This window comes from Thermococcus kodakarensis KOD1 (assembly GCF_000009965.1).
Lineage (GTDB): Archaea > Methanobacteriota_B > Thermococci > Thermococcales > Thermococcaceae > Thermococcus > Thermococcus kodakarensis.
Genome location: NC_006624.1, coordinates 248,187 through 272,475 on the forward strand (window position 1 = coordinate 248,187; position 24,289 = coordinate 272,475).

Annotated in this window: 22 protein-coding genes, 3 tRNA genes and 1 other RNA gene; 9 read left to right on the forward strand and 17 right to left on the reverse strand. The window is 52.3% G+C overall.

Annotated features, from left to right (window positions below):
- Nucleotides 1-14: 14 nt before the first annotated feature.
- Nucleotides 15-1,415, reverse strand: a complete 1,401-nt coding sequence (locus tag TK_RS01445) for an L-aspartate oxidase (RefSeq protein WP_011249252.1) — start codon at nucleotides 1,413-1,415, stop codon at nucleotides 15-17.
- A gap of 205 nt (nucleotides 1,416-1,620) precedes the next feature.
- Between TK_RS01445 and TK_RS01450 the strand changes: the two genes are divergently transcribed.
- Together TK_RS01450 and TK_RS01460 are read left to right on the forward strand one after the other, a co-directional pair.
- The gene (locus TK_RS01450) at nucleotides 1,621-2,916 is read left to right on the forward strand and encodes an RNA-guided endonuclease InsQ/TnpB family protein (protein WP_011249253.1); all 1,296 of its coding nucleotides are present in this window, start codon (nucleotides 1,621-1,623) and stop codon (nucleotides 2,914-2,916) included.
- Nucleotides 2,917-3,263: 347 nt separating this feature from the next.
- The gene (locus tag TK_RS01460) at nucleotides 3,264-3,578 is read left to right on the forward strand and encodes a hypothetical protein (RefSeq protein ID WP_011249254.1); all 315 of its coding nucleotides are present in this window, start codon (nucleotides 3,264-3,266) and stop codon (nucleotides 3,576-3,578) included.
- A 21-nt stretch (nucleotides 3,579-3,599) separates the two neighbouring features.
- Here TK_RS01460 and TK_RS01465 read toward each other — a convergent pair whose 3' ends face one another.
- The 6 genes from TK_RS01465 to pyrH form a co-directional block, all read right to left on the reverse strand.
- Entirely contained in the window at nucleotides 3,600-4,928 is a 1,329-nt protein-coding gene (locus TK_RS01465; protein ID WP_011249255.1) for a hypothetical protein, read from the reverse strand.
- A 12-nt stretch (nucleotides 4,929-4,940) separates the two neighbouring features.
- A complete protein-coding gene (locus TK_RS01470) occupies nucleotides 4,941-6,260 on the reverse strand; it encodes a hypothetical protein (RefSeq protein ID WP_011249256.1) in 1,320 nt (439 codons plus the stop codon).
- Between the two features lie 210 nt (nucleotides 6,261-6,470).
- Entirely contained in the window at nucleotides 6,471-7,013 is a 543-nt protein-coding gene (locus TK_RS01475) for an RNA 2'-phosphotransferase (RefSeq protein ID WP_011249257.1), read from the reverse strand.
- 31 nt (nucleotides 7,014-7,044) lie between these two features.
- On the reverse strand, nucleotides 7,045-8,796 hold the full coding sequence (locus TK_RS01480) for an endonuclease/exonuclease/phosphatase family protein (protein WP_011249258.1): 1,752 nt from the start codon (nucleotides 8,794-8,796) through the stop codon (nucleotides 7,045-7,047).
- A 145-nt stretch (nucleotides 8,797-8,941) separates the two neighbouring features.
- On the reverse strand, nucleotides 8,942-10,261 hold the full coding sequence (locus TK_RS01485) for an NAD(P)/FAD-dependent oxidoreductase (protein ID WP_011249259.1): 1,320 nt from the start codon (nucleotides 10,259-10,261) through the stop codon (nucleotides 8,942-8,944).
- 112 nt (nucleotides 10,262-10,373) lie between these two features.
- On the reverse strand, nucleotides 10,374-11,051 hold the full coding sequence (gene pyrH, locus TK_RS01490) for a UMP kinase (RefSeq protein ID WP_011249260.1): 678 nt from the start codon (nucleotides 11,049-11,051) through the stop codon (nucleotides 10,374-10,376).
- Nucleotides 11,052-11,173: 122 nt separating this feature from the next.
- On the opposite strand from pyrH, the gene ffs reads away from it, so the two are divergent.
- Nucleotides 11,174-11,487, forward strand: an RNA gene (gene ffs / locus TK_RS11730) — signal recognition particle sRNA.
- A gap of 685 nt (nucleotides 11,488-12,172) precedes the next feature.
- Here the strand turns inward: ffs and TK_RS01495 are convergent.
- Nucleotides 12,173-12,260: transfer RNA gene (locus TK_RS01495), tRNA-Leu, on the reverse strand.
- A gap of 110 nt (nucleotides 12,261-12,370) precedes the next feature.
- On the opposite strand from TK_RS01495, the gene TK_RS01500 reads away from it, so the two are divergent.
- Together TK_RS01500 and TK_RS01505 are read left to right on the forward strand one after the other, a co-directional pair.
- Nucleotides 12,371-12,448, forward strand: a tRNA-Lys gene (locus TK_RS01500).
- A gap of 72 nt (nucleotides 12,449-12,520) precedes the next feature.
- Nucleotides 12,521-13,741 (forward strand): DEAD/DEAH box helicase, encoded by a 1,221-nt coding sequence (locus TK_RS01505; protein ID WP_011249261.1) that lies wholly within the window; start codon nucleotides 12,521-12,523, stop codon nucleotides 13,739-13,741.
- Nucleotides 13,742-13,890: 149 nt separating this feature from the next.
- On the opposite strand, the gene TK_RS01510 is transcribed toward TK_RS01505, so the two are convergent.
- From TK_RS01510 to TK_RS01545, 8 genes are all read right to left on the reverse strand, one after another.
- Nucleotides 13,891-13,977, reverse strand: a tRNA-Ser gene (locus TK_RS01510).
- Nucleotides 13,978-13,993: 16 nt separating this feature from the next.
- Nucleotides 13,994-14,302 (reverse strand): 30S ribosomal protein S10, encoded by a 309-nt coding sequence (gene rpsJ / locus TK_RS01515; RefSeq protein WP_011249262.1) that lies wholly within the window; start codon nucleotides 14,300-14,302, stop codon nucleotides 13,994-13,996.
- A 59-nt stretch (nucleotides 14,303-14,361) separates the two neighbouring features.
- The gene (tuf, locus tag TK_RS01520) at nucleotides 14,362-15,648 is read right to left on the reverse strand and encodes a translation elongation factor EF-1 subunit alpha (protein ID WP_011249263.1); all 1,287 of its coding nucleotides are present in this window, start codon (nucleotides 15,646-15,648) and stop codon (nucleotides 14,362-14,364) included.
- Between the two features lie 234 nt (nucleotides 15,649-15,882).
- Nucleotides 15,883-18,081 (reverse strand): elongation factor EF-2, encoded by a 2,199-nt coding sequence (locus TK_RS01525; protein ID WP_011249264.1) that lies wholly within the window; start codon nucleotides 18,079-18,081, stop codon nucleotides 15,883-15,885.
- Nucleotides 18,082-18,189: 108 nt separating this feature from the next.
- Nucleotides 18,190-18,540 (reverse strand): toxin-antitoxin system TumE family protein, encoded by a 351-nt coding sequence (locus TK_RS01530; RefSeq protein WP_048053649.1) that lies wholly within the window; start codon nucleotides 18,538-18,540, stop codon nucleotides 18,190-18,192.
- Entirely contained in the window at nucleotides 18,515-18,787 is a 273-nt protein-coding gene (locus tag TK_RS01535) for a hypothetical protein (RefSeq protein ID WP_011249266.1), read from the reverse strand. Before TK_RS01535 ends, TK_RS01530 begins: the two co-directional genes overlap by 26 nt.
- Before the next feature lie 33 nt (nucleotides 18,788-18,820).
- Complete coding sequence (locus TK_RS01540; RefSeq protein WP_011249267.1) at nucleotides 18,821-19,894, reverse strand: HD domain-containing protein; 1,074 nt, start codon at nucleotides 19,892-19,894, stop codon at nucleotides 18,821-18,823.
- Nucleotides 19,895-19,927: 33 nt separating this feature from the next.
- On the reverse strand, nucleotides 19,928-21,007 hold the full coding sequence (locus TK_RS01545; RefSeq protein ID WP_048053650.1) for a M20/M25/M40 family metallo-hydrolase: 1,080 nt from the start codon (nucleotides 21,005-21,007) through the stop codon (nucleotides 19,928-19,930).
- Nucleotides 21,008-21,160: 153 nt separating this feature from the next.
- On the opposite strand from TK_RS01545, the gene TK_RS01550 reads away from it, so the two are divergent.
- Together TK_RS01550 and TK_RS01555 are read left to right on the forward strand one after the other, a co-directional pair.
- The gene (locus tag TK_RS01550) at nucleotides 21,161-21,883 is read left to right on the forward strand and encodes an MBL fold metallo-hydrolase (RefSeq protein ID WP_011249269.1); all 723 of its coding nucleotides are present in this window, start codon (nucleotides 21,161-21,163) and stop codon (nucleotides 21,881-21,883) included.
- Nucleotides 21,880-22,125: a DUF504 domain-containing protein gene (locus TK_RS01555; protein ID WP_011249270.1), complete on the forward strand. Its 246-nt coding sequence runs from the start codon at nucleotides 21,880-21,882 to the stop codon at nucleotides 22,123-22,125. Before TK_RS01550 ends, TK_RS01555 begins: the two co-directional genes overlap by 4 nt.
- On the opposite strand, the gene TK_RS01560 is transcribed toward TK_RS01555, so the two are convergent.
- Complete coding sequence (locus TK_RS01560) at nucleotides 22,120-23,097, reverse strand: DUF835 domain-containing protein (protein ID WP_011249271.1); 978 nt, start codon at nucleotides 23,095-23,097, stop codon at nucleotides 22,120-22,122. The two genes, TK_RS01555 and TK_RS01560, sit on opposite strands and share 6 nt — an antisense overlap.
- A gap of 82 nt (nucleotides 23,098-23,179) precedes the next feature.
- On the opposite strand from TK_RS01560, the gene TK_RS01565 reads away from it, so the two are divergent.
- Together TK_RS01565 and TK_RS01570 are read left to right on the forward strand one after the other, a co-directional pair.
- Nucleotides 23,180-23,938: a YchF/TatD family DNA exonuclease gene (locus TK_RS01565; protein WP_011249272.1), complete on the forward strand. Its 759-nt coding sequence runs from the start codon at nucleotides 23,180-23,182 to the stop codon at nucleotides 23,936-23,938.
- 10 nt (nucleotides 23,939-23,948) lie between these two features.
- Nucleotides 23,949-24,248: a DUF3216 domain-containing protein gene (locus TK_RS01570; protein WP_011249273.1), complete on the forward strand. Its 300-nt coding sequence runs from the start codon at nucleotides 23,949-23,951 to the stop codon at nucleotides 24,246-24,248.
- The last annotated feature ends 41 nt before the right edge of the window (nucleotides 24,249-24,289 follow it).

Genomic DNA, 24,289 nt, shown 5'->3' on the forward strand with positions numbered 1-24,289 from the left:
TTGGACACCTTTGGTTATAGCCTGCACTTGCCGTCGAAGAAGCTCGGCCTCTCGAACTCCTTTCTCATAGCCGGAAAGTCCTCACGGTAGTGGGCACCACGGCTCTCTTCTCTGGCCAGAGCGCACTCAAGGACACCCCTAACCAGGAGCTTGAGCCTCGGGTCGGCTTCAACATCTCTCAGTTTTTTCAAGCCCTCCTTGAGTGTCCTCTCGTTCCTAACTATGCCCGCGTGCCCCCAGAGGATTTCCCTCAGTGATTCAATGTCTCCAGTCTCGTATCCGTGATAAGGAGGTTCTTTCACTTCTCTGCCCTTCGGTTTGTCCCTCACTATCGTCCTGGCTACTTCAAGGCCTGAAACAATGCACTCAAGCAGGGAGTTGCTCGCGAGCCTGTTGGCCCCGTGAAAACCGTTACTTGCCGCTTCACCGATTGCATAGAGATTCTTGATTCCAGTTCTGTACCATGTGTCAACTGCTATCCCGCCTATCGTGTAGTGGGCTATCGGCGCAATGGGTATCAAATCCCTTGAAGGGTCGATTCCTTCCTTTCTGAGAAAGGCATAAATCTGGGGAAACTTCTTTTTGAAGTCCGCTATTCCAGTAGCATCGAGGAATACTCTCTCTCCTTCCTGCATTTTCAGGTAGATCGCCCTCGCCACGATGTCCCTCGTGGAAAGCTCGTTTACGAAGCGCTTCCCATCTTCGGTTACGAGCCTCGCACCCGCTCCCCTAACCGCCTCGCTGATAAGCTTAACTCCATCTTCTCCAATGAACCCAGTTGGATGGAACTGGATGAACTCAAGGTCTCTCGCAAAAGCACCTTTCATTACGGCGTCTCCGATGAGCGTTCCGAGGTTCGTCGGCGAACCTGCTGTGTACTTAAAAAGCCCTGTGAACCCGCCAGAGGCAATAATCGTCGCGTCGAACTTTAGGAACTCTCCGTTCACGAAGACCCCGTAGGCTTTTCCGTGCTTAACTGCCAGCTCTTCGGCTTCGCCTTTGATGAAGTTAACTCCCCCCTCCTTTGCGTGGAGGTAGAGTATCTTGGTGAGGTGCTTTCCGGTCTCGTTTTTTATCGTGAAAACCCTCGGAAAAGAGTGTCCGCCTTCCGTCTCGTTGGTCTCGAACTTCACGCCCAGGGAGAGGAGGAAGTCGTAAGCCTCGCTGGCTTTTGATATCACGTTCCAGACTGTCTCCTTATCGTTGATGTATTTTCCTCCTCTCATTGTGTCTATCACGTGAGCAGTTATTGAATCCCCTTCGAGGAGGGGGAAGGCAATCCCTGCCTGAGCCAGGTAGGAATTGGTCGTGTTTATACCCGTGTGGATGAGCGTTACCTCGTAACCCAGTTTCGCCAAGGAAAGCGCGGCCGTAAGCCCCGCGATACCGCCGCCGATGATTCCAACCGAGGTCATTGATCCCACCTGAATCGAGTTTGAGTGTTAGCTTAAAAACATCTTGGAAGGGCAGAAATCAAACCATCTGGCTTGAGGTCATTGGGTTTACTTTTTTCTTTCGAAAGCCTCATCATTTGGGGTGGGGATGCAGTAATCGAGAAATCAACCTGAAAGCAGGAAAGCAAAACTATTTTAAAGCTCAAAAAACATACTATACTTCAAGATGAAACGGGCAGTAACCGTTAAACTACAACCCTCAAAAGCCCAAGAGAAAGCTCTTTCCGAGTTAGCCCAAATCAGCTCCAAAGTTTGGAACAAGGTGAACTACCTCCGCAGGCAGGAATTCTTTGAGGGGAAACCAATAGACTTCAACAAAACCGAGAAAACAGTTTATGAAGAGTTCAAATCCGAGATAGGCTCGGCAACAGTTCAGCAAATAGCGAGAAAGAACGCCGAAAGCTGGCGTTCCTTCTTCTCACTCATCAGGAACAAACGGAACGGAGAACTACCCAAATGGCTCAAACCAGAACCACCAAACTACATCAAGGGAGAGGGCTTAATAGTCCTCAGGAACGACCAATACAGGATTGAAGGGAACAACCTAATCCTCAAGGGCCTTGGGAAGTTCAAGAGGCTGGAAGTTCAATTCAAGGGGAGGATTCACTTGAAGGGCAAGCAGGGAAGGTTAGAAATAACTTACGACCCCATAAGGCGGAAATGGTATGCTCACATCAGCATAAGCGTTGAGAAGAAACTTCAGGGTGGAGAATGGGTAGAAGTTCCAAGAGAACCTTTGGGGAACTTTTCCGCTGGAATAGACCTCGGAGTGAACAATTTAATGGCTGTCTATGTGGAAAACGGGGAAAGTTTCTTAGTAAATGGCAGACCTTTGAAGTCAATAGCCTTCTACTGGCAAAAACAGATTGCCGAGTATCAGTCGAAACTCAACAAGTCTGGAGCCAAGAAGAGCAGAAAGCTCACAAGAATGCACCAGAAGGCTAAACTTCAGGCTAAGCACTACATTAACACGGCAGTAAGGCAAACCGTTGAGAGGCTCTACCGCCTTGGAGTTTCCAGAATTGTAATTGGTTATCCAAAGGGAATAGCGAGGAACTCTGATAAGGGCAAAAGGCAGAATTATCTCCTCTTCCACGTCTGGAGGTTCAACACGGTAATAAAACGCCTGAAAGAGGTTGCAGAAGAGTATGGTATTAGTGTTATCGTCGTTGATGAGGCTTTTACTTCTAAGACTTGTCCCGTTTGCGGGAAGCCCCACGAAGGGGCTCGCTTCGTTCGTGGATTGTTTAAGTGTCCCGCAACGGGGCTTATCTTCAACGCTGACTTGGTTGGTGCTTTCAATATTTTGAAGAAGGTGGTGAAAACCATAACCCCAAGCTTGCCAGTTTTGTCGGCAAGTAGGGGTAACTGGCCGAAGGCCCGGCCAGAGGGGCTGAAAGCCCACTTTGAATTGGGATTTAATGAAGCCCCTCAAACCTCTCCGCCATTGGCGAGGGGTTAGCTCGTTGGAACCCTCGCCGTTCACGGCGGGGAGAAGGTCAGAAACGTAAAGCTTTCAAACAGATGCATACATCCGTGCACGGTGATCACATGAAGAGGAAGCTCCTGATAGCCCTCTCCTACGCCGCCCCAATCCTGGTGGTGATAGGTATCCTGCTAATCGCATGATAGAGTGTCAGGATTTAGGCTTACAGCGGGCATATGTTCAAAAAGTCTGCCCATTTTTTACCCAATTTTGCCATATCTTCAGGTTTTCTTCCGAAAAAGTCAAATACCTCAAGGCTTATTTTGGTGCGGTGATGTCCATGGCTGGTGCAGGCGAAGTAGCAAGGAAAGTCCCCGGAAAGCTTGGAAGGGGGGAGGGAGAAACCGTCCGTTAGGGCAGGTTCCGAGGAACTCCTGTTCGAGGTTCTTAAGGAAGGTCTCTTCTGGGCCGCACTCGGCCGTCCGTCGGAAGTCATGCCGTTTCTGAGGGGCAAGCTTTTGGGCAACGGCTTCAGTCCAAAGGCGAAGGAAGAGCTCCAGTGGCTCCTCGACCAGCTTGAGAAGTACTACAGCCACGTTGCCGCGTCGGGCAGAGTTGAAGAGAGGCACCTCCGGGCAATAAAGTCCTTCTACCGCGACATCGTCGTTGTCCTGTCGGTAGAGAGGGCTGAATTTTGATTCTTTTCATTTAGTTTTGGCTTAATCTCTAGCCCATTTTACGGCAAATACAATCAGCATGGCCGCGAAAACCAGTCCTAAGACCACAATAATGCCCGTTCCAATGGTGTTCTTTTTGGGAAATTCAACGAGTTGGACGCCGCTACCGTTAAAATACACCAGTTCTCTCCCGTCCGAGAAAAGGCAACCGTTGCCACAATCACCCATTTTTGGGCTGAAATGAAGCTCAAAGCTCCTCCCCTGGTATGTCAGGATGCTCTCGTTTATGTTGACTTCACAGCCGTTTAGGAGTGGGGTGTTATCAACAGGACTCCTACCCCTGAAGACCAGGAGAGGCCAGTTCTGCTCGCAGATGGGAGTCACGTTGAGTGATTTGCTTACCTCAATACCACCGCTAGGCGAGACGATTAAATAGCCCAGCGTTTCCTCTCCACTGTTTCTTCCCGTGGTGGGGTTCCACGAGTACCAGTACCTATACTTTCGAACGATCCATCTTCCATCGTAGCTCCCTAGGAGGGACAGGGAGATGTTCTTCCCTTTTGGTACTGAATCTAGGGGGATCAGGGTGTAGCCCCCAGTGGTGTTGATGATTCCCAGGTAGAATCTCCAGACGGTTTCGTTATAAAAGGCAATATCTGCGTAGTTGTCAACCAAAACGCCAAAATGGGTTCCGTTGAAACAGCTTCCACCCCATTCTGCGGACAGGTTTCCGAAGGTTATGTTCTCAATCTTAATTCCCGAAGGAGTGAAAACAACGGCGCGGAGATTCGTTATTTCGGTGTAGAAATTGGTGTAGCCAACGAGATAACCGTTGGGGATCATCTGGATGTTCCCGACGTAGCATTTTGAGCCTGTGCAAACTGTGGAGCGGCCCCTGTCGTCATCCAGGAGGGGATAAACGGTTGTGTTCACGAGGGCGTACCAGTTGTACCCTGTCATCTGGCAGGCTTCCCAGGGCTGGAATATCATGTAGAACTTCCCGTTCCAGTACATCGAGAGCTCATCCCAGCAGTCTGTCACCCCATTGAAACCACCCGCGAAATGAAGCGCGCCGTCATAGACGTAGAACTGGATGTCGGGAGCTGAGTAAACATCGGATACGTTTCGGTAGAGAAGAACTTCTTTTCCGCTTGAATGGACGAAGGTGAGGTTTGGGAGGGTTTCGTTCAGGAGCTTGAAGCCTTTTCCTGGCTCGTAGAGCCAGAGCTGGGTAGTGTTGCTTGAGGAGCCCTCTGTTAAAACGAGAAAACCGTCACGATAGTGCGCTATTCCAGCAATTTGGGGGTGGTATGCTATGGTTTGAGGCGTGATTAGAGAGATTATGAGTAGCAATGACACTAACCTCTTCATTCTATCACCCAGTTAGTCAGGATTCCCACCAGACTTCCTTCTTCTCTCGAGCATTGTTTTTATTGTGTACACCGCGAGAAGACAACTTAGAGCCACTATTCCCACAGTTAGCAATTTTTTCGTTGTGTTTTCCTCTGGAAGGTTGATGGGTTTGATATTTTTGCCGTCAAAATACACTAGCTCTCTCCCGTCCGAGAACAGACAGCCGTTGCCACAATCACCCATTTTCGGGCTAAATGGCAGTTTAATCACCATTTTCCCGTAGTGGAGAGCCGTTCCATTGATGACGACTCTCTTTCCATTCAATTCCATTGGTATCTCGACGGGTTGCCCCCAGTCGAAGACTTTTTGAGGCTTGACCATTTTGCATACGGGTTTGAAGATTGTACTATTAGGGAACTCAACAATACCTCCTGAAGAAACGGTTATGTAACCTAGAGTCCTGTGGTGAGCTCTAAGCTCGGAAACATTCCACCACGAATAAACTCTCTCGAGTATCCATTTTCCATCAGTGTATCCCAATAACTCAAGGGTAACGTTTTCTTTGCTATCAAAAGCCGCAAGGGGAACCAGTTCAGACTCTTCGCTCATGTTGATTATCTGAAGGTAGTACTTAATTGTGGAAACGTTGTCGGAGATCAGCCTGAATCTGTTGCTGACCAGGGACGCGATGTGAGTGCCGTTAAAACACAATCCCTCCACCGAGAGATTACTGGGGGTTAAATCCATTAATGAGGGATGAGAATTTTGGAGCGTGATAAAGAAAAGCTCCCTTCGATAGCTCTCGGGATCCCAGCTCATTATAACATATCCGTGGGGAATTTGCCAAACCCCTGAAAAATACATGCCTTCCTTTTCATTAGGCAAGAGCCTGTGGATACTGCCATTGATTATGGCATACCAGCTGTAACTGCTCCCCTCCTGCGTGGTCCATCTAATCTCAAGGAGCAGGTAGAATTCTCCGTTCCAGTATATTCTGCTGCCCACTCCATAATCGTCAAACTCTAGGTAATCTCCGAGGTATTCCAGCTCTCTGTTATACACGTATAGACGGAAACGTTGCAAATAATGATGATCTGGGGAATTCTGGTAGAGAAGAACTTCTTTTCCGCTTGAATGGACGAAGGTTAGGTTTGGGAAGGTTTCGTTCAGGAGCTTGAAGCCTTTTCCTGGCTCGTAGAGCCAGAGCTGGGTAGTGTTGCTTGAGGAACCAGCTGTCAAAACGAGAAAACCGTCACGATAGTGCGCTATTCCCCTGACCTGAAGGGGGCTTGCCAGGAGGTACGGAGAGAAGAGGAGTGAAAGAACGAGAAGCCCCACGAGCCTCTTCATTGAGTCACCATCCTGGGGATTAATTCACACTCATAGTTGTTGTTAAATTATATAAGACTTTCGTTTTTATTGAAAACTTGATAATAGTAAAACAATGCTTTGATTAGCGCACCCTATCTCAGGGCTACCTTTTTAACCCTGTTCTCACACTCACCCCGGGATGATGAGGGAAGTTTCGTCCGAGTGATGAGGAAACTCGCATGGGCTGACCTAAACCGCCAGGGTTATACAATCCGGCGGCACCCTCTCAACTATTCTCACGTTCTTCCCGGCCTTGTATATTTTAAAGCCTCTTTTCCTCAGGCATTCGGCGTCTATCACCAGGAGGACTACTTCTCTTCCGTGCCGCCTTCCCGTTTCCAGGGCCTCGATCTTGTCGGTGCTTACGTGAACGTACTGGCGTTTCATTGGCTTCAGGCCTTCTTTTAGAATCGAGGGCAGGTTCCTCCGGGGAGTACCGTGGTACAGAAAGCGGCTCTCGGTGTCCTCTTCGTGGTCGAGACTGACTGGAAAGCTGTGGCCGTAGCGGGCCCTTATTCTATCTCCCCGGATTTCGTAGCGGCCCTTCGGATCATTCTCGACGATTTCCCTAACGAATTCCTCCGTGACCTCGGGATAAACCGTCTTTAGTGCATTGACGAGCTCGTTGAGAGAAACGAACCCTTCAACGTCCGGCCGGAGGCCGAACTCCTCTGGCGAGTGTCGCAGGATGTACGCCATAAGCTTGCTTACTCGCTTCCGCTCTGGCTTCATGTGGAAAAATTATGAAGAAAAGCTAAAAACCTCACGGGAGCTCTATCAGCGCCCACACCGGTCTGTGGTCGGAAACCTCAACCTCGCAGAGACATCCGTAGTCTTTTACCTTCGCTGGCCAGCCCCTCCTCAGAAGGATGTAGTCTATGTTCTCGATGTCGATGTCGCCCCAGTTGAAGGTGTAGGGCGGCCTCTCCTCAAAAGCATCCTTGTACTCCTGGGTTATTATCTGGATGGCCTTCTCATCGGGCTCTGCGTTCGTGTCCCCCAAAATTACGTGCGCTGCTGGTTCGCTTTCGGCGAAGCTCAGGAGCTCCTCCGCCTGCATAGCGCGTTCTTCTTCGCTCAGCCCCATGTGGACGTTCACAAGCGTTATTCCAAGCTCTTCAATCATTACCTTCTGCGCGGGCCTCGCCTGGCCGACGCTCTTGAGGTTGAGCTCTCCCTCGGTATTCATGCGCCAGTGGGAGAAGATTGCTATTCCGTACGTACCCTCAACTGCGGGCTTGTACTCGTAGGCGTAGCCGAGATATGCAGAGAGCATAAGTGGAACGTCCTGGTAACCGTTAGCTATCATTCCTCCAACGACTTCTTGAGAGGCGATGATGTCAGGTTCATGCTCCCTCAGGAGTTTCACAAGTTCATACCCATTGAAAGTTCCCCGATACGGGCCGAAGCCCTGATGGATGTTGTAGCTCCAGATGAGGACATCCTTCTTGCTCTCCGCATAGCTCGGTCCCGTGTTGAAGAGCGCTAGAACGATCACTGAAACGAGAGCGAGACCAGCGAGCACACTCACTACCTCTTTCCTGTTTGGAGTACTGATAGGGGCATTCTTGCCATAAGTTACGACTGCATAAACTATAGAGGCAACAACTATTAGGGCCTCCAGCTTGTCCTCCATGAAGGCCAATCCAATGTCCCTGCCGATGTAGGCGCCCAAGGCGAGGGTCACCACCAAGAAGAGATAAATAGCACCCAGCTCCCCTTTGCGGATGGTCTTGGCACTCTCAACGAGAGCAACGGCAGATGTGAGGGCCAGGGGAAGACCTATCAAACTCAGTGGTTTAACGAAGAGGGTCGCCGTGCCCAGGATCAGAAGAACCGGGGCAATCTTAGGCTTCCTGGCGAGGTAAGGCCCCCCGAGGAGTGCAAGGGCTATTATGAAAGAGTAGCCGACGAAGGTAGGAAGATAATAAGAGTTAATTCCGGAGTACCTCAAGACTGCGTTTGGATACATGAGACCGAGTTCCAGGAGGGCGGCAAAAGCGTAGAGGCCGAAGCCAGGCTTTGGCAGTTTCCCTTCATCTTTCCAGAGGGCGTATGCTCCGAAGAGAACGACGAGGCTCAGGATAATCCTGGTGTGTGGGAAGTCGAGCGGCTCCCCGCCAACGGCGAGAACCCTCAGCCCCAAATCCGCCACAAGCCCCATCGTCACGTACTTTATGTCGAGTTCACTGAGGAGTGCCAGTGCAACTGGGATGGCAAGGGCCGCTATCAGGTGGGTGTATTCAGTCGCATCCGTGAGGAGAGAAACCAGCGCGTAGGCCGCCACTATTGCAGCTCCTATCCTCCTGTTGAGTTTGCCCACAACAGCGGATGCAATTATGAACAGCACCACGCCGAGCACGGAGGGGAACATGACGTTGTAAAAGAACGTCTTCTCGACGCTTGAATATGCCCCCGCGACGAAAACCCTCATGGAAGAAGCTAGGAGAACACCCGTACTTATCCCGATTAAGAGTTCTCTATTAGCAATAGGTCCTTTCAATCTGTCTTTCATTGGATTCACCTCTCACAGGGTTGTTAGTTGGTATTTAGCTGGTTGTGGAGGATTATTTAAATTTTCGTGAATTCTGATGTGCAGAAATTCAGTGTACATCTATGTTGATTCAGGAGTGGGAAGAAAAGTGAAAGGGGATAGAGGTTCAGCGGAGCTTTCTCTGGGCCATCTCTGCCGCGACCGTTATCGGGTCTATGGTCGGACTTATCGGCGGGGCGTAGGCCGTTTCCAGGTAGGCAACGTCCTCAACCGTTGCGCCTTTTTGAGCGAGGGCAGAAAGCGTCATTATCCTGCCCCAGACCCTCTCGCCGCCGACTATCTGGCCGCCGATAAGCTTTCTGTCTGACTTTCTGAAGATGAGCTTTACGGTTATGGGCTTGCCTCCGGGATAGTACTCTGGCTTGGTCGAGCCTTTGAACTTTCCGACCGCTACCTCGATGTCCTCCTTCTTTGCCCTCTCCTCGGTGATTCCGAAGGTGCCGATTTCAAGGCCAAACAGCTCGGTTATAGCGGTGTTGAAGACTGGTCTGAAGGAGACGTCCTTACCCGCTATGTGCTCCGCGGCCACCTTGGCCATCCTAACGGCGGAAGTTCCGAGCTGACTGAGAGTTCTTTTTCCAGTTACGGCGTCTATAACTTCAGCACAGTCGCCTATTGCGTAGACCTCCGGGTCGCTCGTCTGGAGGTGCTCATTAACCACTATGCCCCTGTTCACTTCAAGCCCTGCCTGTTTGGCGAGGTCGGTGTTGGCTCTCACCCCGGTTGCAACCAAGACGAGGTCTGCGGGAACTTCTTCGTCGCCTATTTTGACAGCCCTGACGGGGCTTCCGATGATCTCACTCACGCCGACGCCGAAGCGGAAGGAAACGCCGTACTTCTCCATCTCAGCCTGGACGAGCTTTGCCGTGTCCTTGTCGAGCATTGTGGGCATAAGCCTGTCCATCAGCTCTACAATCAGAACTTCCATTCCAAGTTTTGCAAAGGCCTCGGCGCCCTCAAGGCCGATGAGACCAGCTCCGATAACGACGGCCTTCTTCGGCTTTCTCTCGGCTATGTAGGCTTTTATCCTCCTAACGTCGTCGAGGCTCTTGAGTGTGAAGACCCCCTCGTTCTCAACTCCCTTAATCGGCGGAATGAATGCCTTTGAACCAACGGCCAAAACAAGCTTGTCGTACGGGACTTCGCCCTTATCCGTGACTACAACCTTCCTTTCTCTGTCTATCGCCTTTGCTTCCGTGTTCAGCATGAGGTTTATCTTCTGCTTCTCGTAGAACTCGTTGGGAAAGACTATAATGTCCTCAGGCTTCTCGATAGTGCCGCTTACCACGTGCGGCAGGGCGCAGGGGGAGTACTGCATCGTTGGTTCCTTTCCTATGACGGTTATCTCGGCCTTCCTGTCAAGCTTGCGCATGAAGAGGGCGAAGTTGCTTCCGGCTGTTCCAGAACCGACCACGACGATTTTCATGGGTGTCACCAAGAGAAGAAGGGGAAGGGGGTATAAAAAGTTGGCTTTAGTTAAATCCGGAAATACTCGAAGAGTAAGCGGACAAACAAAGACATAAGTAAAGGCAAAGAAATTACGGCTCCACAACGGTTCCGCTGTGCTTGCCCTTTATCACGTCAAAGAGATGGTAAGCGTCCTTCTTGCCGACGATGTAAGTCTTTATCTTCCCCCTCTGGATGAACTTTGCTGCTAGGGCATCAACGACGCCGCTTCCTCCTGCCTTGCTCTCCTCCTGCATCGCTATCTCAACGAGCTGGTCAACGGTGATTCTGTCGAGCTTTTTCGCGTTGGGGTTCTTCTTCGGGTCTGAATCATAGACTCCGTCAACGTTGGTTACAACGACGAGAAGATCCGCCTGCAGGTATTCAGCGAGAAGAGCAGCTACCGCGTCGGTCGTGTGGCCGGGGTGGGTTCCACCCATTATCGGAATCTTCTTGAGCTGGATGACCTCCCAGGCCTTACGGAAGTCCTGGACGACGAAGGGATATGCCTTTTCTCCAAGGGCAGCGATGAGAAGCATCGCGTTTGCCCTCGTGATGTGGATTCCTATGTAGTCCTTGAAGGTCTCGTTGAGCGTGAATTCCTTCGCGGCCTGTATGTACTTCCTGGCGACCTTTCCACCGCCGACAACAACCGCTACCTCGTGGTCCTCGCTTATCTTGACGAGCTCGTATGCTATCGCCTTGATAAAGTCGATGTCCGGATCTTCGGGAACGAGAACAGAGCCGCCTATATCGAAGACTATCCTCATGATGACCCTCCTTCTGCTAATCGGAGGGCCTTTATAACCTTTTCTTAACTGGAAAATGGCAAACTTCAGGGCTTTCGTACCTACCAAACCTTTATATATCCAGCTCTGTTAACTATTCCCGGCGGCGGGCTAGGCCGGGGGGTTCGGCGTCCCCTGTAACCGGAAACCGTCGATATGCCGGGGCCGAAGCCCGGGGGGCGGTTCCCAAAACCGCGCCCGGAAGCCGGGGCACAACGGTGATCCCTCGTCCCGGGGGGCCGGCGGTGGGCGAGGTCCGGCTGGAGGGCCGGGCTAACGCCCTTTGCCCGCCGAACCCCGCCAGGCCCGGAAGGGAGCAGCGGTAGGCGGGACGTGCGGCGCTCCCGGGGTAGCGGGGGTGAGCGAGCCCCGGTGGAAGGGCGCGGCGGAGGGTTCCCACCCCCGGGCGCGCCCGCCGCCACTAGACTTTGAAGCTTTTTGGGAGAGGCTACACTAATGAAACTTTTCTAGCAAGCTTTTGGGAAAAGCTTGACCAAAGAAACTTTGCAAGCAAAGTTTCATCAAAGTTCGTGGTTCTTGATTAGAAGGTTGTTCTGGGGAGATTTTTCATTCAGGAGCTCGCTGTATGAGTGCGAATTCGATTTTAGTAAGAGTTCTCGGTGTGAGTTTGCTTTTAATCGACACCCGTAGGGCGTCGGGATGTTGGAAACTTCTTTTAGAGGGCTGAAATTGGGGAATTCACTAATGCTAGCTTGTGTATCTTGAAAATCCTTGTAGTGGGGCAATTCTAAGAAGAACCACGAGCCTCGATCAAACTCAACGGGGCTATCGTCCCGTGCGTTGAAGCGAAGCTTCAACGTCGCGCAGCAAGCTTTTAGAAAACGCTTGACCAAAAGTGCGCCCTTTCTTTTGACTTTGCTGTTAGAGAGGGTATGCTTGCTCAGAAAGCAAGTTCACGCGGGTTTAACCTCAAAATATCACACTAATTGTGATTTCAAACTTTCTTTTTAGCGCTCGACGAGCGCTATACGGTGAGGAAATCCTGTAAGTCTGGCTACTCGATAAGTAAACCCACTCAAAAGCTAGCTCGTTAAGAACGCATACTTTTCTTCCGCCAGCGCTTTCGCAAGAAAGGGCTGTTGTGGTGCGGGGGCGGGGATTTGAACCCCGGAACCCCTGCGGGACGGGACCCTCAATCCCGCGCCTTTGACCAGGCTCGGCAACCCCCGCGTTGCCAAATATAGGGCAGTGCAGTGCTTTATAAACTTTACGGTGCTTCTCGGCACTCCAGAAGACCGAAAAATTTATAAAGGCAATCCATCTCTATGGTTTCGGGTCGTGGGCCGGTAGCTTAGCCTGGTTAGAGCGGCGGACTCTTAATCCGCAGGTCGGGGGTTCGAATCCCCCCCGGCCCGCCAAAGCGCGTTTCTCCTCAGCGCGTTCTGAGCAGGAGCGCGTTGGAATTACTAGACATTAAGGAGTAATGAAAAATGAGTTTTAGAGAACTTGGACTATCCAGTGCTTCAGTTGAAGCAGTTGAAAGAAAGGGTTTTTCAATCCCAACAGACATTCAGAGGGAGGTCATCCCCCTTCTGCTGTCCGCTGAGAGCGATATTGTGGGTCAATCAAAAACGGGAAGCGGAAAAACAGCAGCTTTTGGACTTCCGATTCTGGATTCGATAGATGAATCCATAAGGGAAGTTCAAGCGTTGATTCTAACCCCCACAAGGGAGCTTGCCATACAGGTCACTGATGAGCTCAGGTCGCTCAGGGGCAAAAGGAGGATTTACGTTTACTCCGTTTACGGCGGACAGCCGATCGGACCTCAAATAAGGGCCCTTGAGGGGGGCGTCCACATAGTAGTTGGAACTCCTGGACGGGTTCTCGACCACATAAACAGAGGTACTCTGAACCTCGATGGGGTCAGGTTCTTCGTCCTCGATGAGGCCGACAGGATGCTGGACATGGGCTTCCAGGAGGACATCGAAGCAATCTTCAGGGCAACCCCCAAGGAGAAGAGGGTCCTGATGTTCTCAGCCACGATGCCGATGGATGTCCTCCTGCTGGCAAAGAAGTACATGAGAAACCCCGAGGTAGTCATCGTCAGCAGGGACGAGCTTGTCCCAGGAGAGGTTGAGCAGGAGTACATCGAAGCTGTTCCCCACAGAAGGTTCGACCTTCTCACCAAGATACTCTCAGATGAGTCTAATGAGTTTTACGGCATAGTGTTCTGTCAGACTAAAGCCGAGACGAGGGAACTCTCTATGAGGCTTAGGGCGGCTGGATTCAGGGCAGAGGCCCTCAACGGCGATATGAGCCAGCCGGCTAGAGAGAAGACGTTCAATCGCTTTAAGGCCAGGAAAACTAAGATACTCGTTGCGACCGATGTAGCAGCGAGGGGACTTGACGTTCCAGAGATAACCCACGTTATCAACTATTCAATCCCAATGAACCCCGAACAGTACATCCACAGGATTGGAAGGACAGGGAGAATGGGTAAGAAAGGAAAGGCCATAACTTTCATCGCCCCAGGAGAACTGAGGCGCTTTAGGTACATCACAAAGCAGGCCGGCGTTGAGGTCAAGAAGTCCGAACTCAGCGAGGGTATTCCCAAAGAATACCGGGAGAGGTTGAGGCAGGAGGAGCTTGAAGGTGAGTACCGCGGCAGGTGGGGGTCAATGAAGCCCCGCCAGAGAAGGAGGAGATATTGAGGATTTTTCTTTTCCCCCTCTTGTTGATTTCTGATTGCTCTTATATCTGAGTATGAATTCTGAAAAATTCTCTAAAGTCGCTTCTGTGGTGCTTAATCAAAACAAGCAGTTAAGAAGGAAGCAACTAAGAAGGTTAGAAGGTTAAGAGCTGGCGCCGGGGCAGGGATTTGAACCCTGGCGGGCAAACGCCCACGGACTCTCCAGGCCCGCGCCTTCCCAGGCTAGGCTACCCCGGCGCATAAATGAGAGGAATCAAGAGATGAGTTCGATCTCGATGGTAACATCCTCGGGAACGCGGATGCGCATGATCTGGCGCATGGCCCTTTCGTCGGCCTCGATGTCAACGAGCCTCTTGTGAACGCGGAGCTCGAACCTGTCAAAGGTGGCGGAACCCTCTCCATCTGGGCTCTTCCTGGTGGTGATCCTGATCCTCTTTGTCGGAAGCGGTATCGGACCGCTCATCCTGACGCCGGTTCTCTCTGCTATCTGCTTGATCTGGTCGGTGACCTCGTTGAGGGCCTTTATGTTGGTGCTCGCCAGCTTAATCCTCGCCTTCTGCATTTCCGTCCCTCCTAAAAGGTTCAGGAAGATTTCAAAGGAAGGAAAGATTGAGAAGGCCTTCAGTCGGCCTTCTGGATGGAGATGACCATACCGGCAGCGACGGTCTGGCCCATGTCACGGATGGCGAACCTGCCCATCTGCGGGATCTCCTTGACCGGCTCGATGACCATTGCCTTGGTCGGCCTGAGGATGACGATGGCTGAGTCACCGGTCTTGATGAACTGCGGGTTCTCCTCGACGATGTTACCGGTCCTCGGGTCGAGCTTAGCGAGGAGCTGCTCGAACCTAACTGCGACCTGGGTGGTGTGGGCGTGGAGGACTGGGGTGTAGCCGACGGTGATAGCGGTCGGGTGGTTGAGGACGATGATCTGGGCCTTGAAGGTGTCCTTCGGCCTGACGACGGTCGGCGGGTTGGTGGTGTGTCCGGCAACGTCACCGCGCTTTATGTCGTTCTTACCGACACCACGGACGTTGAAACCGATGTTGTCACCTGGGTAGGCTTCCTGGAGCGGCTCGTGGTGCATCTCGATGCTCTTGACTTCACCCTGGATCGGCTTGTGGAAGATGGTGCTGGCCGGCTCGAAGATGACAACGTCACCGACGCGGAGGACACCGGTCTCAACACGGCCGACTGGAACGGTACCAACACCCTTGATTGAGTAGACGTCCTGGATCGGGATGCGGAGCGGCTTGTCAACCGGCTTCGGCGGCTCGGGTATCTGGTCGAGGGCCTCGAGGAGGGTCGGGCCGTTGTACCAGGGCATCTTGTCGCTCTTCTTAACGACGTTGTCGCCCTCCCAAGCGCTGATCGGGATGATCGGGAAGTCCTTGTAGCCGAGCATCTGAAGGAGCTTCTTAACCTGCTCGGCGACCTGCTTGAACTTCTTCTCGTCGTAGTTGACCATGTCCATCTTGTTGATGGCAACTATGATGTGGTTGATACCGAGGGTCCTGGCAAGGAAGGCGTGCTCCTTGGTCTGTGGCATGACACCGTCGGTAGCGGCGACGACGAGGACAGCCGCGTCGGCCTGGCTGGCACCGGTGATCATGTTCTTAACGAAGTCCCTGTGACCCGGAGCGTCGATGATGGTGATGTACCTGTGCGGGGTCTCGAACTTGGTGTGGGCGACGTCGATGGTGATACCGCGCTCCCTCTCCTCCTTGAGCCTGTCCATGACCCAAGCGAACTTGAAGGACTTACCCTTCTCACCCATCTCCTCGAACTTCTTGATGATGTTCTCCGGGATGTTCGCTGTGTCGAAGAGCAGCCTACCGATGGTAGTGCTCTTTCCGTGGTCGACGTGGCCTATAAACACAATGTTAACGTGTGGCTTCTCCTTAGCCATTTTCAAACACCTCCATATTTTGGTCTAGTCTCGTTGACTAGGATGGCTTTTTAAATCTTTCGAACCTCGGCCCCCTCGGGCGGGAAACCCGCCGTTTTCGGGGGGACCTCATGAGTTCTGGGTTTAACTCAAGAACGGGGTTTAAAAAGTTAACTAATGACGGATTTAGACTTTCACGTGATAAAACAGAGTTCTTGAGAAAAGGTCAAAGAGAGAACAAGAAGAAAGCCCGCATCACTGCTGCGGGCAGACGTCCTGCTCCTTCGGCGGGTTGGGGTCGAGACCCTTCCTCTGGCGTATCTGTCTGATTATCTGCTGGGCAAGCTCGTTTGGAACGCGCTTGAAGCCAGCGTGCTCCGTTGTCCAGAGGGCCTTACCGCTGGTGGCTCCACGGATGGCTCCAGCGAATCCGAACATCTCCGCAACTGGAGCCTCGCCGATGATGATCATGACCTCGCCCTCCTGCCTCATGTCAATGAGCTGACCGCGCCTCTGGTTGAGCTCCCTGCTGACGGCACCCATGTACTCGTAGGGCACGTTGATGATGACCTTCTGGTACGGCTCGTAGAGGACAGGTCCAGCCTTCATCATGGCGCAGTGGATAGCGCTTCTGATGGCCGGGTAGATCTGGGCCGGACCGCGGTGGACGTTGTCCTCGTGGATCTTGGCGTCGTGGAGCCTGACGATGACCTTCATGACGGGCTCCTTGGCGAGCGGTCCCTCATCCATGGCCTGGTGGAAACCGTCGACGAGGAGGTCCATGACCTCGTTGAGGTACTGGATACCCTTGGTGTTGTCAAGGAACATGTTGCCGTTGTAAATGTCGACGATACCCTTGGCAATTTCGTAGTCCATGCCGAGCTCGGCGAGCTTCTTGGCGACGGCCTTCGGGTCCTTCGGCCTGCCCTCGGGAATCTCGCCCTCCCTGATCGCCTGGTAGATTTCATCCGGCATCGGCTCGACTGTGATGTAGAACCTGTTGTGCTTGTTCGGGGACTTGCCCTCGACGATCGGGCTCTGCTTGGTGACGCTCTCGCGGTAGACGACGATCGGCGGTGAAACTTCTACATCGAGCTTCCATTCGGTCTTGAGCCTGTGGAGCTTGACCTCAAGGTGGAGCTCACCCATACCGCTGAGGAGGTGCTGGCCGGTCTCCTCGTCGATCTTGACGTGGAGCGTCGGGTCCTCCTTGGCGAGCTGCCTGAGGGCCTCAACGAGCTTCGGAAGGTCCTTAACGTTCTTGGCCTCGATAGCAACGGTAACAACCGGCTCGCTGGTGTAGTGGAGGGCCTCAAACGGCTCGATCTGCTGGACTGAAACGGTCTCACCGGCCATAGCATCGCGGAGGCCAGTAACGGCGACGATGTTTCCAGCGGGAACGGCCTCCATGTTGATCCTCTCGGGACCCATGTAGATACCGACCTGCTGGATCCTGGCCTTCCTCTTGCTGTTGATGAGGTAGACCTCCTGACCGGTCTTAACGGTACCGCTCCAGACACGGCCGGTAGCGACCTCACCGGCGTGCTTGTCGAGGATGATCTTGGTAACGACCATGGTCATCGGGCCCTTCGGGTCGCAGTTCATCATGGCCTGGCCGACGTCGCTGTTGATGTCGCCCCTCCAGAGGTGCGGGATCCTGTACTTCTGGGCCTCGAGCGGGTTCGGGAGGTGCTTAACGACCATATCCAGGACGACGACGTGGAGCGGGGCCTTCTTCCTGAGGGTCTTGAGGTCACCGGCGTTGGTGAGGTCGATGATGTCCTTGAAAGAAACACCTGTCTTCTTCATGTAGGGAACGCTGAGGGCCCAGTTGTAGTAAGCGCTACCGAAGGCGACACTACCGTCCTCGACCTTAACGAGCCACTTGTCCTTGAACTCTGGCGGAGCGTACCTCCTGATAAGCCTGTTCACGTCGGTGATGACCTTGACGAAGCGCTCCTGCATCTGCTGGGGAGTAAGCTTGAGCTCCTTGATGAGTCTGTCAACCTTGTTGATGAAGAGAACCGGCTTGACGTACTCCCTGAGGGCCTGCCTGAGAACGGTCTCGGTCTGGGGCATGACACCCTCAACGGCGTCGACAACTATAATCGCACCGTCTATGGCACGCATGGCCCTGGTAACGTCACCACCAAAGTCGACGTGACCCGGAGTGTCAATGAGGTTGATGAGGTAGTCGTTGCCCTCGTAGTTGTGAACCATCGAAACGTTTGCCGCGTTGATGGTGATACCCCTCGCCTGCTCCTGCTCGTCGAAGTCAAGGACGAGCTGCTTTCCGGCGAGCTCCTCGCTGATCATTCCAGCACCGGCGAGCAGGTTGTCGCTCAGAGTGGTCTTACCGTGGTCAATGTGAGCGGCGATACCCATGTTCCTGATCCTCTCAGGCTGGGTCATCAATTCCTTAATCTTCGCAATCATCTCTTCCCTTCTTCCCATAATACACCACCTACTCTCTTGAATGAGCTTGTCGGCTTAACTTAAAAGGCCCAGTTATAAAGCTTTTCCCAGTTGAGAATTGAGAGTGACGTGGTGATTTTGGATCACTTAAGGGTTTTGGATGTAAGAAGAGATGACTCCCAGTACTTCCTCTAAAGTGATTTCTGATGATGGAAGCACGTTCTTCTCACTACCGACGTGTTTATGGTGTGGGAACGTGGGAAGATCCTTGTGGTGCGGTGCATTGTCCCACCTTATTATCAGCTCACTGTCCCTCTGCCATTGAAAGGAGTAGTTGTACTCCTCGTTGGATACGAACTCTCGAATATGGAGAACACTTCCATCAATTAGCTCCGCGCGTATCTTCAGAAAATAGAAATCTGAACCTTCTTTGTAGTCGAGTATCTCATAGGATCTAACCATCTCGCTTTTCTCAAGCAATTCTAACTCTCTGAGCATTCTCAATCTCCCGCAGCTTCTTTTGAAGCTCTCTGAACTTTCTAACGTAAGCCTTCCACTCTATGTAATCGTCCCACGCTTCAAAACTCTCGTTCTCTTCTCTTATCCTTCTCTCGAACTCTTCAAAACTCACACCGTACTTTCTCTCGAACTCTGATATTCTCTCTCGTATCGGGGCCAACTCAGAAATCAGCTTGAGCTTCTCATACATGAGTATCTCATCTTTGGTAACCACTACCTCACTCATACTTCTCACCCGAACGAGTATTGAGGCACTGGTCTAAAAAAGCTTTTTCGGGAACGCTTCCACGTCCTCTCTTACGTCCTCCCTCGCGTAGACGCACCATCTCCAGTACACGTCCTTCATCTCCACGAGGGATCTGACGAGGGGAGAGACCTCACTGAGCCTCTTCGTCTCGCTTCCAATCTTCACGAAGGCGTTCCTTTCCTCGTACTTGGGTTTTGGCGGGTAGTCTAAGAGGGCAGAATAACCAAACTCTTCTTGAAGCTCTCTTTTCAGGGTTGAAATTGTCTTTTCATCAAGCTCCCTATTTGAGCAGTAAGCCCTCTTGTAGAGCTTCCTGTCGTCTATGGCCCTTATAAGCTCCCTAACTTCCGGCTTTTCGCTACTTCTGAGCCTCGAAACTAGGTCTATCTCATCCATGATACGGATCTCCTCTAAGGATATCCCTTCAATCTCGACGGCCTTTCTCAGCATGGCCTCCGCTATCTTCGCCGTATGGTGGAAGTAAACGGTCGGGTACATCATGGCCCTCGAAAGCAGGAGGTTCTGGGCCGCCATTATTCCTTTTTCCTCAACCACGAGCATTTTCCCATCGAACTTCAGGTTCCTCACGAGCCGTTCGAGGTCAACGACGCCGTAGGCTGCCCCGGTGTAGTAAGCGTCCCTGACCAGATAATCCATCCTGTCTGCGTCTATGTCACCGCTGACGATTGGATGCTTTAAGAGCTTCTTAAACTCCTGGGTCGAATAGTTCTCCTTGATTACGTCTCCGACGCTTCCATGTTCTATAACCCAGAGCGTGTTTTCCTCGTGCCTCGGGTAGAGGCCCTCAAGGGTGTGCGAGAACGGGTAGTGTCCTATGTCGTGGAGGAGCGCCGCGTATAATGCCCCTTCCTCTATTTCCGGATTGTGAGCGCGAATCTTCTTTGCGAGGTGGAAGGTTCCAAGTGAATGCTCAAAACGGGTGTGCCTCGCTGAGGGGTACGCCAAAAAAGCGAAGCCGAGCTGGGTTATCCTCCTAAGCCTCTGAAACTCTGGGGTGTCCACGAGCTTCCTCGCGAACTCATCGAGCTCGATGTAGCCGTGAACCGGGTCGTGGACAAGCTTCATCTCGTGGCCTCCTGGAAAAATAAGGGAAAGAGGTCAACTCAGCTCTTTTTCAACTTTCTCCAGTCCTTCAGCGTAAACGTCGTTGAGCACCTTCAGGAACTCGCTCGCGGTAACGACGTCCCTTACGTCTATCCTCTCGTACTTTGTGTGGGAGATGTCGAGGTTGCCGGGACCGAAGACTATTGTTCTGGTTCCGTTGTACATGAAGTTGATCGCATCGGTCCAGCTCCTCATGCCGCCGAACTCATCGAGGCCGACCTTCTTCATCGCGGCTTTGGCCAGCTGGACTATCTCCTCATCTGGATCAAGCTCGTAGCCGTCCCATATCTCCGTGTACTCATACTTCAGCGTGTACTCGTCGAGGATTGGATCCATGAGGTCGAGAACGTCCTCGACTTCCTGATCCGGTAAAAGCCTTGCCTCAAGGCGGCCTTTACACAGGGCCGGGATGAGATAAACCGGGTTCTCGCAGAGGAGCTCCTGAATGCCGATATGGGGATCGAAGTACTTGCCCTTCTGCTTGAAGGGTTCAAGGTTCTTCAGCTCGTTGAGCATCTTGTAGGTCTCTTCAATAGCGTTGACACCGCTCTCTGGACAGGCACCGTGGGCTTCCTTGCCGTCAACCTCAAAGTAGGCCTCGATGTTGCCTGCGTGGGCTATATGGACTTCAAGGTCGGTGGGCTCGAGAACAACCGCCATCTTCGGCCTATACCTCTCCATGAAGAGAGCCGAACCCCTACCGCCGAGCTCTTCGTCACTGACGAAGACGACGCCGACGTTCAGGTCTTTGCCCTCTTTCTTCAGGCTCTCCATCATGAGGAGTATTGCAGCCGCTCCACCCTTGATGTCGCTCGCGCCGGTTCCGTAGATGATGTTGCCCCTCACGAAGGGCTCAGCCCTTATCGGGATCGTGTCGACGTGAACCTCGTAGAAAAGCTCAGCATCTGGATTCACGACGAGGTCAATTATCTCGCCGTCGCTCTCGATGTGAACGTCGTAGTCAAGCCTGTGGAGAAACTCCATGATGTGGAGCATTATCCTGTCCTCCTGCCCGGAGGGAGAGGGTATCTTCAAGAGCTGAAGGAGGATCTCCTTCGCGCGTTCAGTCTTCATTTGGGTCACCTAATCAGATTGGGGGGCTGGGTTTATAAACGTCTCTTTGTAACATCTTAGGGCGATGAAGAGATTCATCCCTCCTGACGGGGACTCGCTCCCCCCGAGATGAAGACGCGGTCCCCCCTCGAGCCCCTTTCTGGAGGTGAAATAATGGGTGCAAGTCCCGGCAGGGGCTTTCCCAGCAAGCTCATCCCGATTGAGGTTCCGCCCCACGTTGTTATGCTCCGTGGAATAGGGCGGGACTCCAACATCTACCTAGTCAGAGACGAAGAGGAAGCCCTTATAATTGACACTGGGACTGGAATAAACTGGCACCTTTACACTGAAATCTGGGAGAGAGAGGGCTACCTTACCGATGTGGAGCACGTAACGATTTTCAACACGCACGAGCACTTTGACCACGTTGGGGGAAACAAGGTTCTGCAACGCTGGCTGGAAGAGCGTGGAATTGAGGTGTCTTTTGCCGCACACAAGATAACAGCAAACGTGCTCGAACGCGGTGACGAAGGTGTGATCCTGTCGTACTTTTACGGCAGGCGGTTTGAGCCACATCAAGTAGACTTCAAGCTTGAAGATGGAGACAAACTGAATGTCAGCTCGCTTGAGCTTTTGGTTGTCCACACTCCCGGCCACACCGCTGGAAGCTCCTGCCTTTACCTCGACGACGGAAAGCACAGGGTCATGTTCACGGGCGACACGGTCTTCAAGGGGACAGTCGGCAGGACGGATCTCCCGACTGGAGATGGCTGGGCGCTCAGGGAGAGCCTGGAGAGATTGGCTGAGTTTGACGTTGACTTCGGCTTCCCAGGGCACGGCGACTACATAAGGGACTGGAAAGAGAACTTAAGGGAAGTCTTGAGGTGGCTCCCATGAGAAAGGGCTCCGTTAAGGAAGTGCTGGCGAAGATAAAGTACGACCCGCGGGAGAAGGAGGAGGACTACTACGTTGTCATCGAGCACAGGGGGGCTTATGGTGGGGAAAAGAAAATACCGGTCGAGCTTATCGAGCTCGGACACGGCTACTTCTTCGTTGGAGAAGCCCAGATACCCTACCACAGAATCCTGCGCGTCGTTAGAAAGGATGGAAAAGTCATCTGGGAGACGAAGAAGCTATAGTATAACTTCAAACTCAGACGTGAGCAGGCCCCACTCCTTCTTCTCAAAGGCATCCGGATTGGCGCTTACTATGATGTACCCATTGTAGACCATGGCAGCGTCCTTTACGTAGAGCAGAAAATCCATTGCATCCTTGAAGCCAAGTTCAACAACCAGGTAACCAACATTCTGGACAAACACAACTCCCTGCTTTCCGTTTTCTTTTGCAGATTTGAGGAACTTAAGGAGCTCGCCTTTGAGTTCGGGGACGAACTTTGGGGGCACTACCTTCCCGGGGTATTCCTCTGAGATTTTTGAGACCCATATCACGTTGTCTATCTCAGTGAGCTCTCTAAACTTGTCCGGGTGCTCCCTTATAACTGCTATCACTTCCCTGTTTTCCGTCAGCATATCTAAGAGAATGTACTTTGCTTTCTCGTCGTCGGTTACCAGATAAGCACCCGATCCTAGCCTCTCTATAAAGACGTGCCTGCGCTCAAAGGAGATAACGATATCGTAGACCTTCTTTATCTCTTCGTAGTGTTTCTGCTCAATCTGTGAAAGCTCGAAGGCTATTCCCCGGACATCTTCGTTCTCGGCAACGCCAGCCAATATTTCATAAGTCCTCTTTGCGAAGAGCTCGCTCTCCATGCAGTACTCCAGCGCCCTTATGTAGTCCTCAACCTTTTCAAACTCAGGATAGAATGGATAGACCTCCACTGGGGGAACATCTACCTTAACGGGCTCCTCTCCTGGAAAGAGCCGCTCAAACGTCCTTCTGAGGAGGAGTTCATGCCCCTTGCTCTCCCTGCTCATCTTTTTAAACAGGGCTCTCACACTCTTTCTTTTCGCCTTCTCGGCAAGTTCGGCATAGTATTTTGCCTCGTCCTCCTCATTGAAGATAGCATAGCTCAGAAGCTCCTTTGGGCTGAGTCTCTTTAACCTCTCAATTATCTCGTTCATGATAACCTGGGGGTTGGGGTGAGAAGTCATTGATCACACCTACCATTCTTAATATTCACAAACTAACAGAAAAGCTTTTCTGTGGAGGGCGATTCTGGGAACGGGAGAGAAGATGATAGACGCCCACTGCCACATTGAGATGTTCAAGGGGAGAGCAGGCGAGGTGGTCGAGGAGAGCAAAAAGCACCTTAAGGCGGTCGTGGACTCGATAACTGAATACAGGAAGTTCCACGTCTGGAAGAGCTGGGAACTGCTGGAGCCATACTTTGGCTTCGTCTTCCCAACGCTCGGCTACGCGCCCAACGAAGCTAGGAGGGGCAACTGGGAGAAAGTTAAAAGGGTCGAGGAGTTCATACGTGAGCACGCCGATGAGATAGTGGCCGTTGGGGAGATAGGCCTCGACTTCTACTACGCTAAAACCGAGGAAGAAAGGAAGAACCAGCGGGAGATATTCCACCACTTCCTGAATCTTGCCGTCGAACTCGACAAACCCGTCGTCCTGCACGCGAGGGATGCTGAGAGGGAGGTTTTTGAAGCGATCCAGAGGGCTGGAGTTAAAGCCTACTTCCACTCCTACAGCGGGCCTGCGGAGCTTGCCCTGGAGATAGTTGGGAACGGCCACATCATCGGGATAAACACGGGGATAGACTTCATTCCAGAGGTGAGAAAGGCCGCCGAAGTGCTCCCTCTTGAAAGCATCGTCGTTGAAACGGACGCTCCTTACATGAGCCCCTACAAGGGTGAGAAGAACTACCCTTGGAACGTGGAGTACGCGGTGAGAAGGATAGCGGAGATAAAGGGTCTGGAGTTTGAAGAGGTTGAGAAGGTGACCGAGAAGAACACTATCCAGTTCTTCGACTTAAAGCTCTGAGGTGAGGGGAATGGTTGAGATTCCAGAGGTTGAGGAGCTTAAGGCGCTTTTGAATGAACTCGGTGAGGAGGGACTTCTGGAAAGGCTTGATGCCTTCGTGAGGATGAACGGGGGGCTCGAGAGCAAGCGCGGGGAGGACTTCATCAAAGTCTCCATCCTTGGCTTTGCCGAGGGCCTCCTCACTGTTTTGAAAGAGAAGTACGATGAACCGAGGGTGAAGGAGCTCTACGAGAAGATAAAGGCGAAGAGGGCCGAGCTGGACGAGCAGTTCAGGAAGCCGAGGATACCCTACCTTGAGGAAGAAGGTTAGAACTTGAAGTTTTTTCAATCGTACCAAACCTTTGTCTTTGC

Coding starts and splice junctions, on each gene's coding strand:
- TK_RS01445 (WP_011249252.1), bottom strand. CDS start 1,415: ATGACCTCGGTTGGAATCATCGGCGGCGGTATCGCGGGGCTTACGGCC.
- TK_RS01450 (WP_011249253.1), top strand. CDS start 1,621: ATGAAACGGGCAGTAACCGTTAAACTACAACCCTCAAAAGCCCAAGAG.
- TK_RS01465 (WP_011249255.1), bottom strand. CDS start 4,928: ATGAAGAGGTTAGTGTCATTGCTACTCATAATCTCTCTAATCACGCCT.
- TK_RS01470 (WP_011249256.1), bottom strand. CDS start 6,260: ATGAAGAGGCTCGTGGGGCTTCTCGTTCTTTCACTCCTCTTCTCTCCG.
- TK_RS01475 (WP_011249257.1), bottom strand. CDS start 7,013: ATGAAGCCAGAGCGGAAGCGAGTAAGCAAGCTTATGGCGTACATCCTG.
- TK_RS01480 (WP_011249258.1), bottom strand. CDS start 8,796: ATGAAAGACAGATTGAAAGGACCTATTGCTAATAGAGAACTCTTAATC.
- TK_RS01485 (WP_011249259.1), bottom strand. CDS start 10,261: ATGAAAATCGTCGTGGTCGGTTCTGGAACAGCCGGAAGCAACTTCGCC.
- pyrH (WP_011249260.1), bottom strand. CDS start 11,051: ATGAGGATAGTCTTCGATATAGGCGGCTCTGTTCTCGTTCCCGAAGAT.
- TK_RS01505 (WP_011249261.1), top strand. CDS start 12,521: ATGAGTTTTAGAGAACTTGGACTATCCAGTGCTTCAGTTGAAGCAGTT.
- rpsJ (WP_011249262.1), bottom strand. CDS start 14,302: ATGCAGAAGGCGAGGATTAAGCTGGCGAGCACCAACATAAAGGCCCTC.
- tuf (WP_011249263.1), bottom strand. CDS start 15,648: ATGGCTAAGGAGAAGCCACACGTTAACATTGTGTTTATAGGCCACGTC.
- TK_RS01525 (WP_011249264.1), bottom strand. CDS start 18,081: ATGGGAAGAAGGGAAGAGATGATTGCGAAGATTAAGGAATTGATGACC.
- TK_RS01530 (WP_048053649.1), bottom strand. CDS start 18,540: ATGCTCAGAGAGTTAGAATTGCTTGAGAAAAGCGAGATGGTTAGATCC.
- TK_RS01535 (WP_011249266.1), bottom strand. CDS start 18,787: ATGAGTGAGGTAGTGGTTACCAAAGATGAGATACTCATGTATGAGAAG.
- TK_RS01540 (WP_011249267.1), bottom strand. CDS start 19,894: ATGAAGCTTGTCCACGACCCGGTTCACGGCTACATCGAGCTCGATGAG.
- TK_RS01545 (WP_048053650.1), bottom strand. CDS start 21,007: ATGAAGACTGAACGCGCGAAGGAGATCCTCCTTCAGCTCTTGAAGATA.
- TK_RS01550 (WP_011249269.1), top strand. CDS start 21,161: ATGGGTGCAAGTCCCGGCAGGGGCTTTCCCAGCAAGCTCATCCCGATT.
- TK_RS01555 (WP_011249270.1), top strand. CDS start 21,880: ATGAGAAAGGGCTCCGTTAAGGAAGTGCTGGCGAAGATAAAGTACGAC.
- TK_RS01560 (WP_011249271.1), bottom strand. CDS start 23,097: ATGACTTCTCACCCCAACCCCCAGGTTATCATGAACGAGATAATTGAG.
- TK_RS01565 (WP_011249272.1), top strand. CDS start 23,180: ATGATAGACGCCCACTGCCACATTGAGATGTTCAAGGGGAGAGCAGGC.
- TK_RS01570 (WP_011249273.1), top strand. CDS start 23,949: ATGGTTGAGATTCCAGAGGTTGAGGAGCTTAAGGCGCTTTTGAATGAA.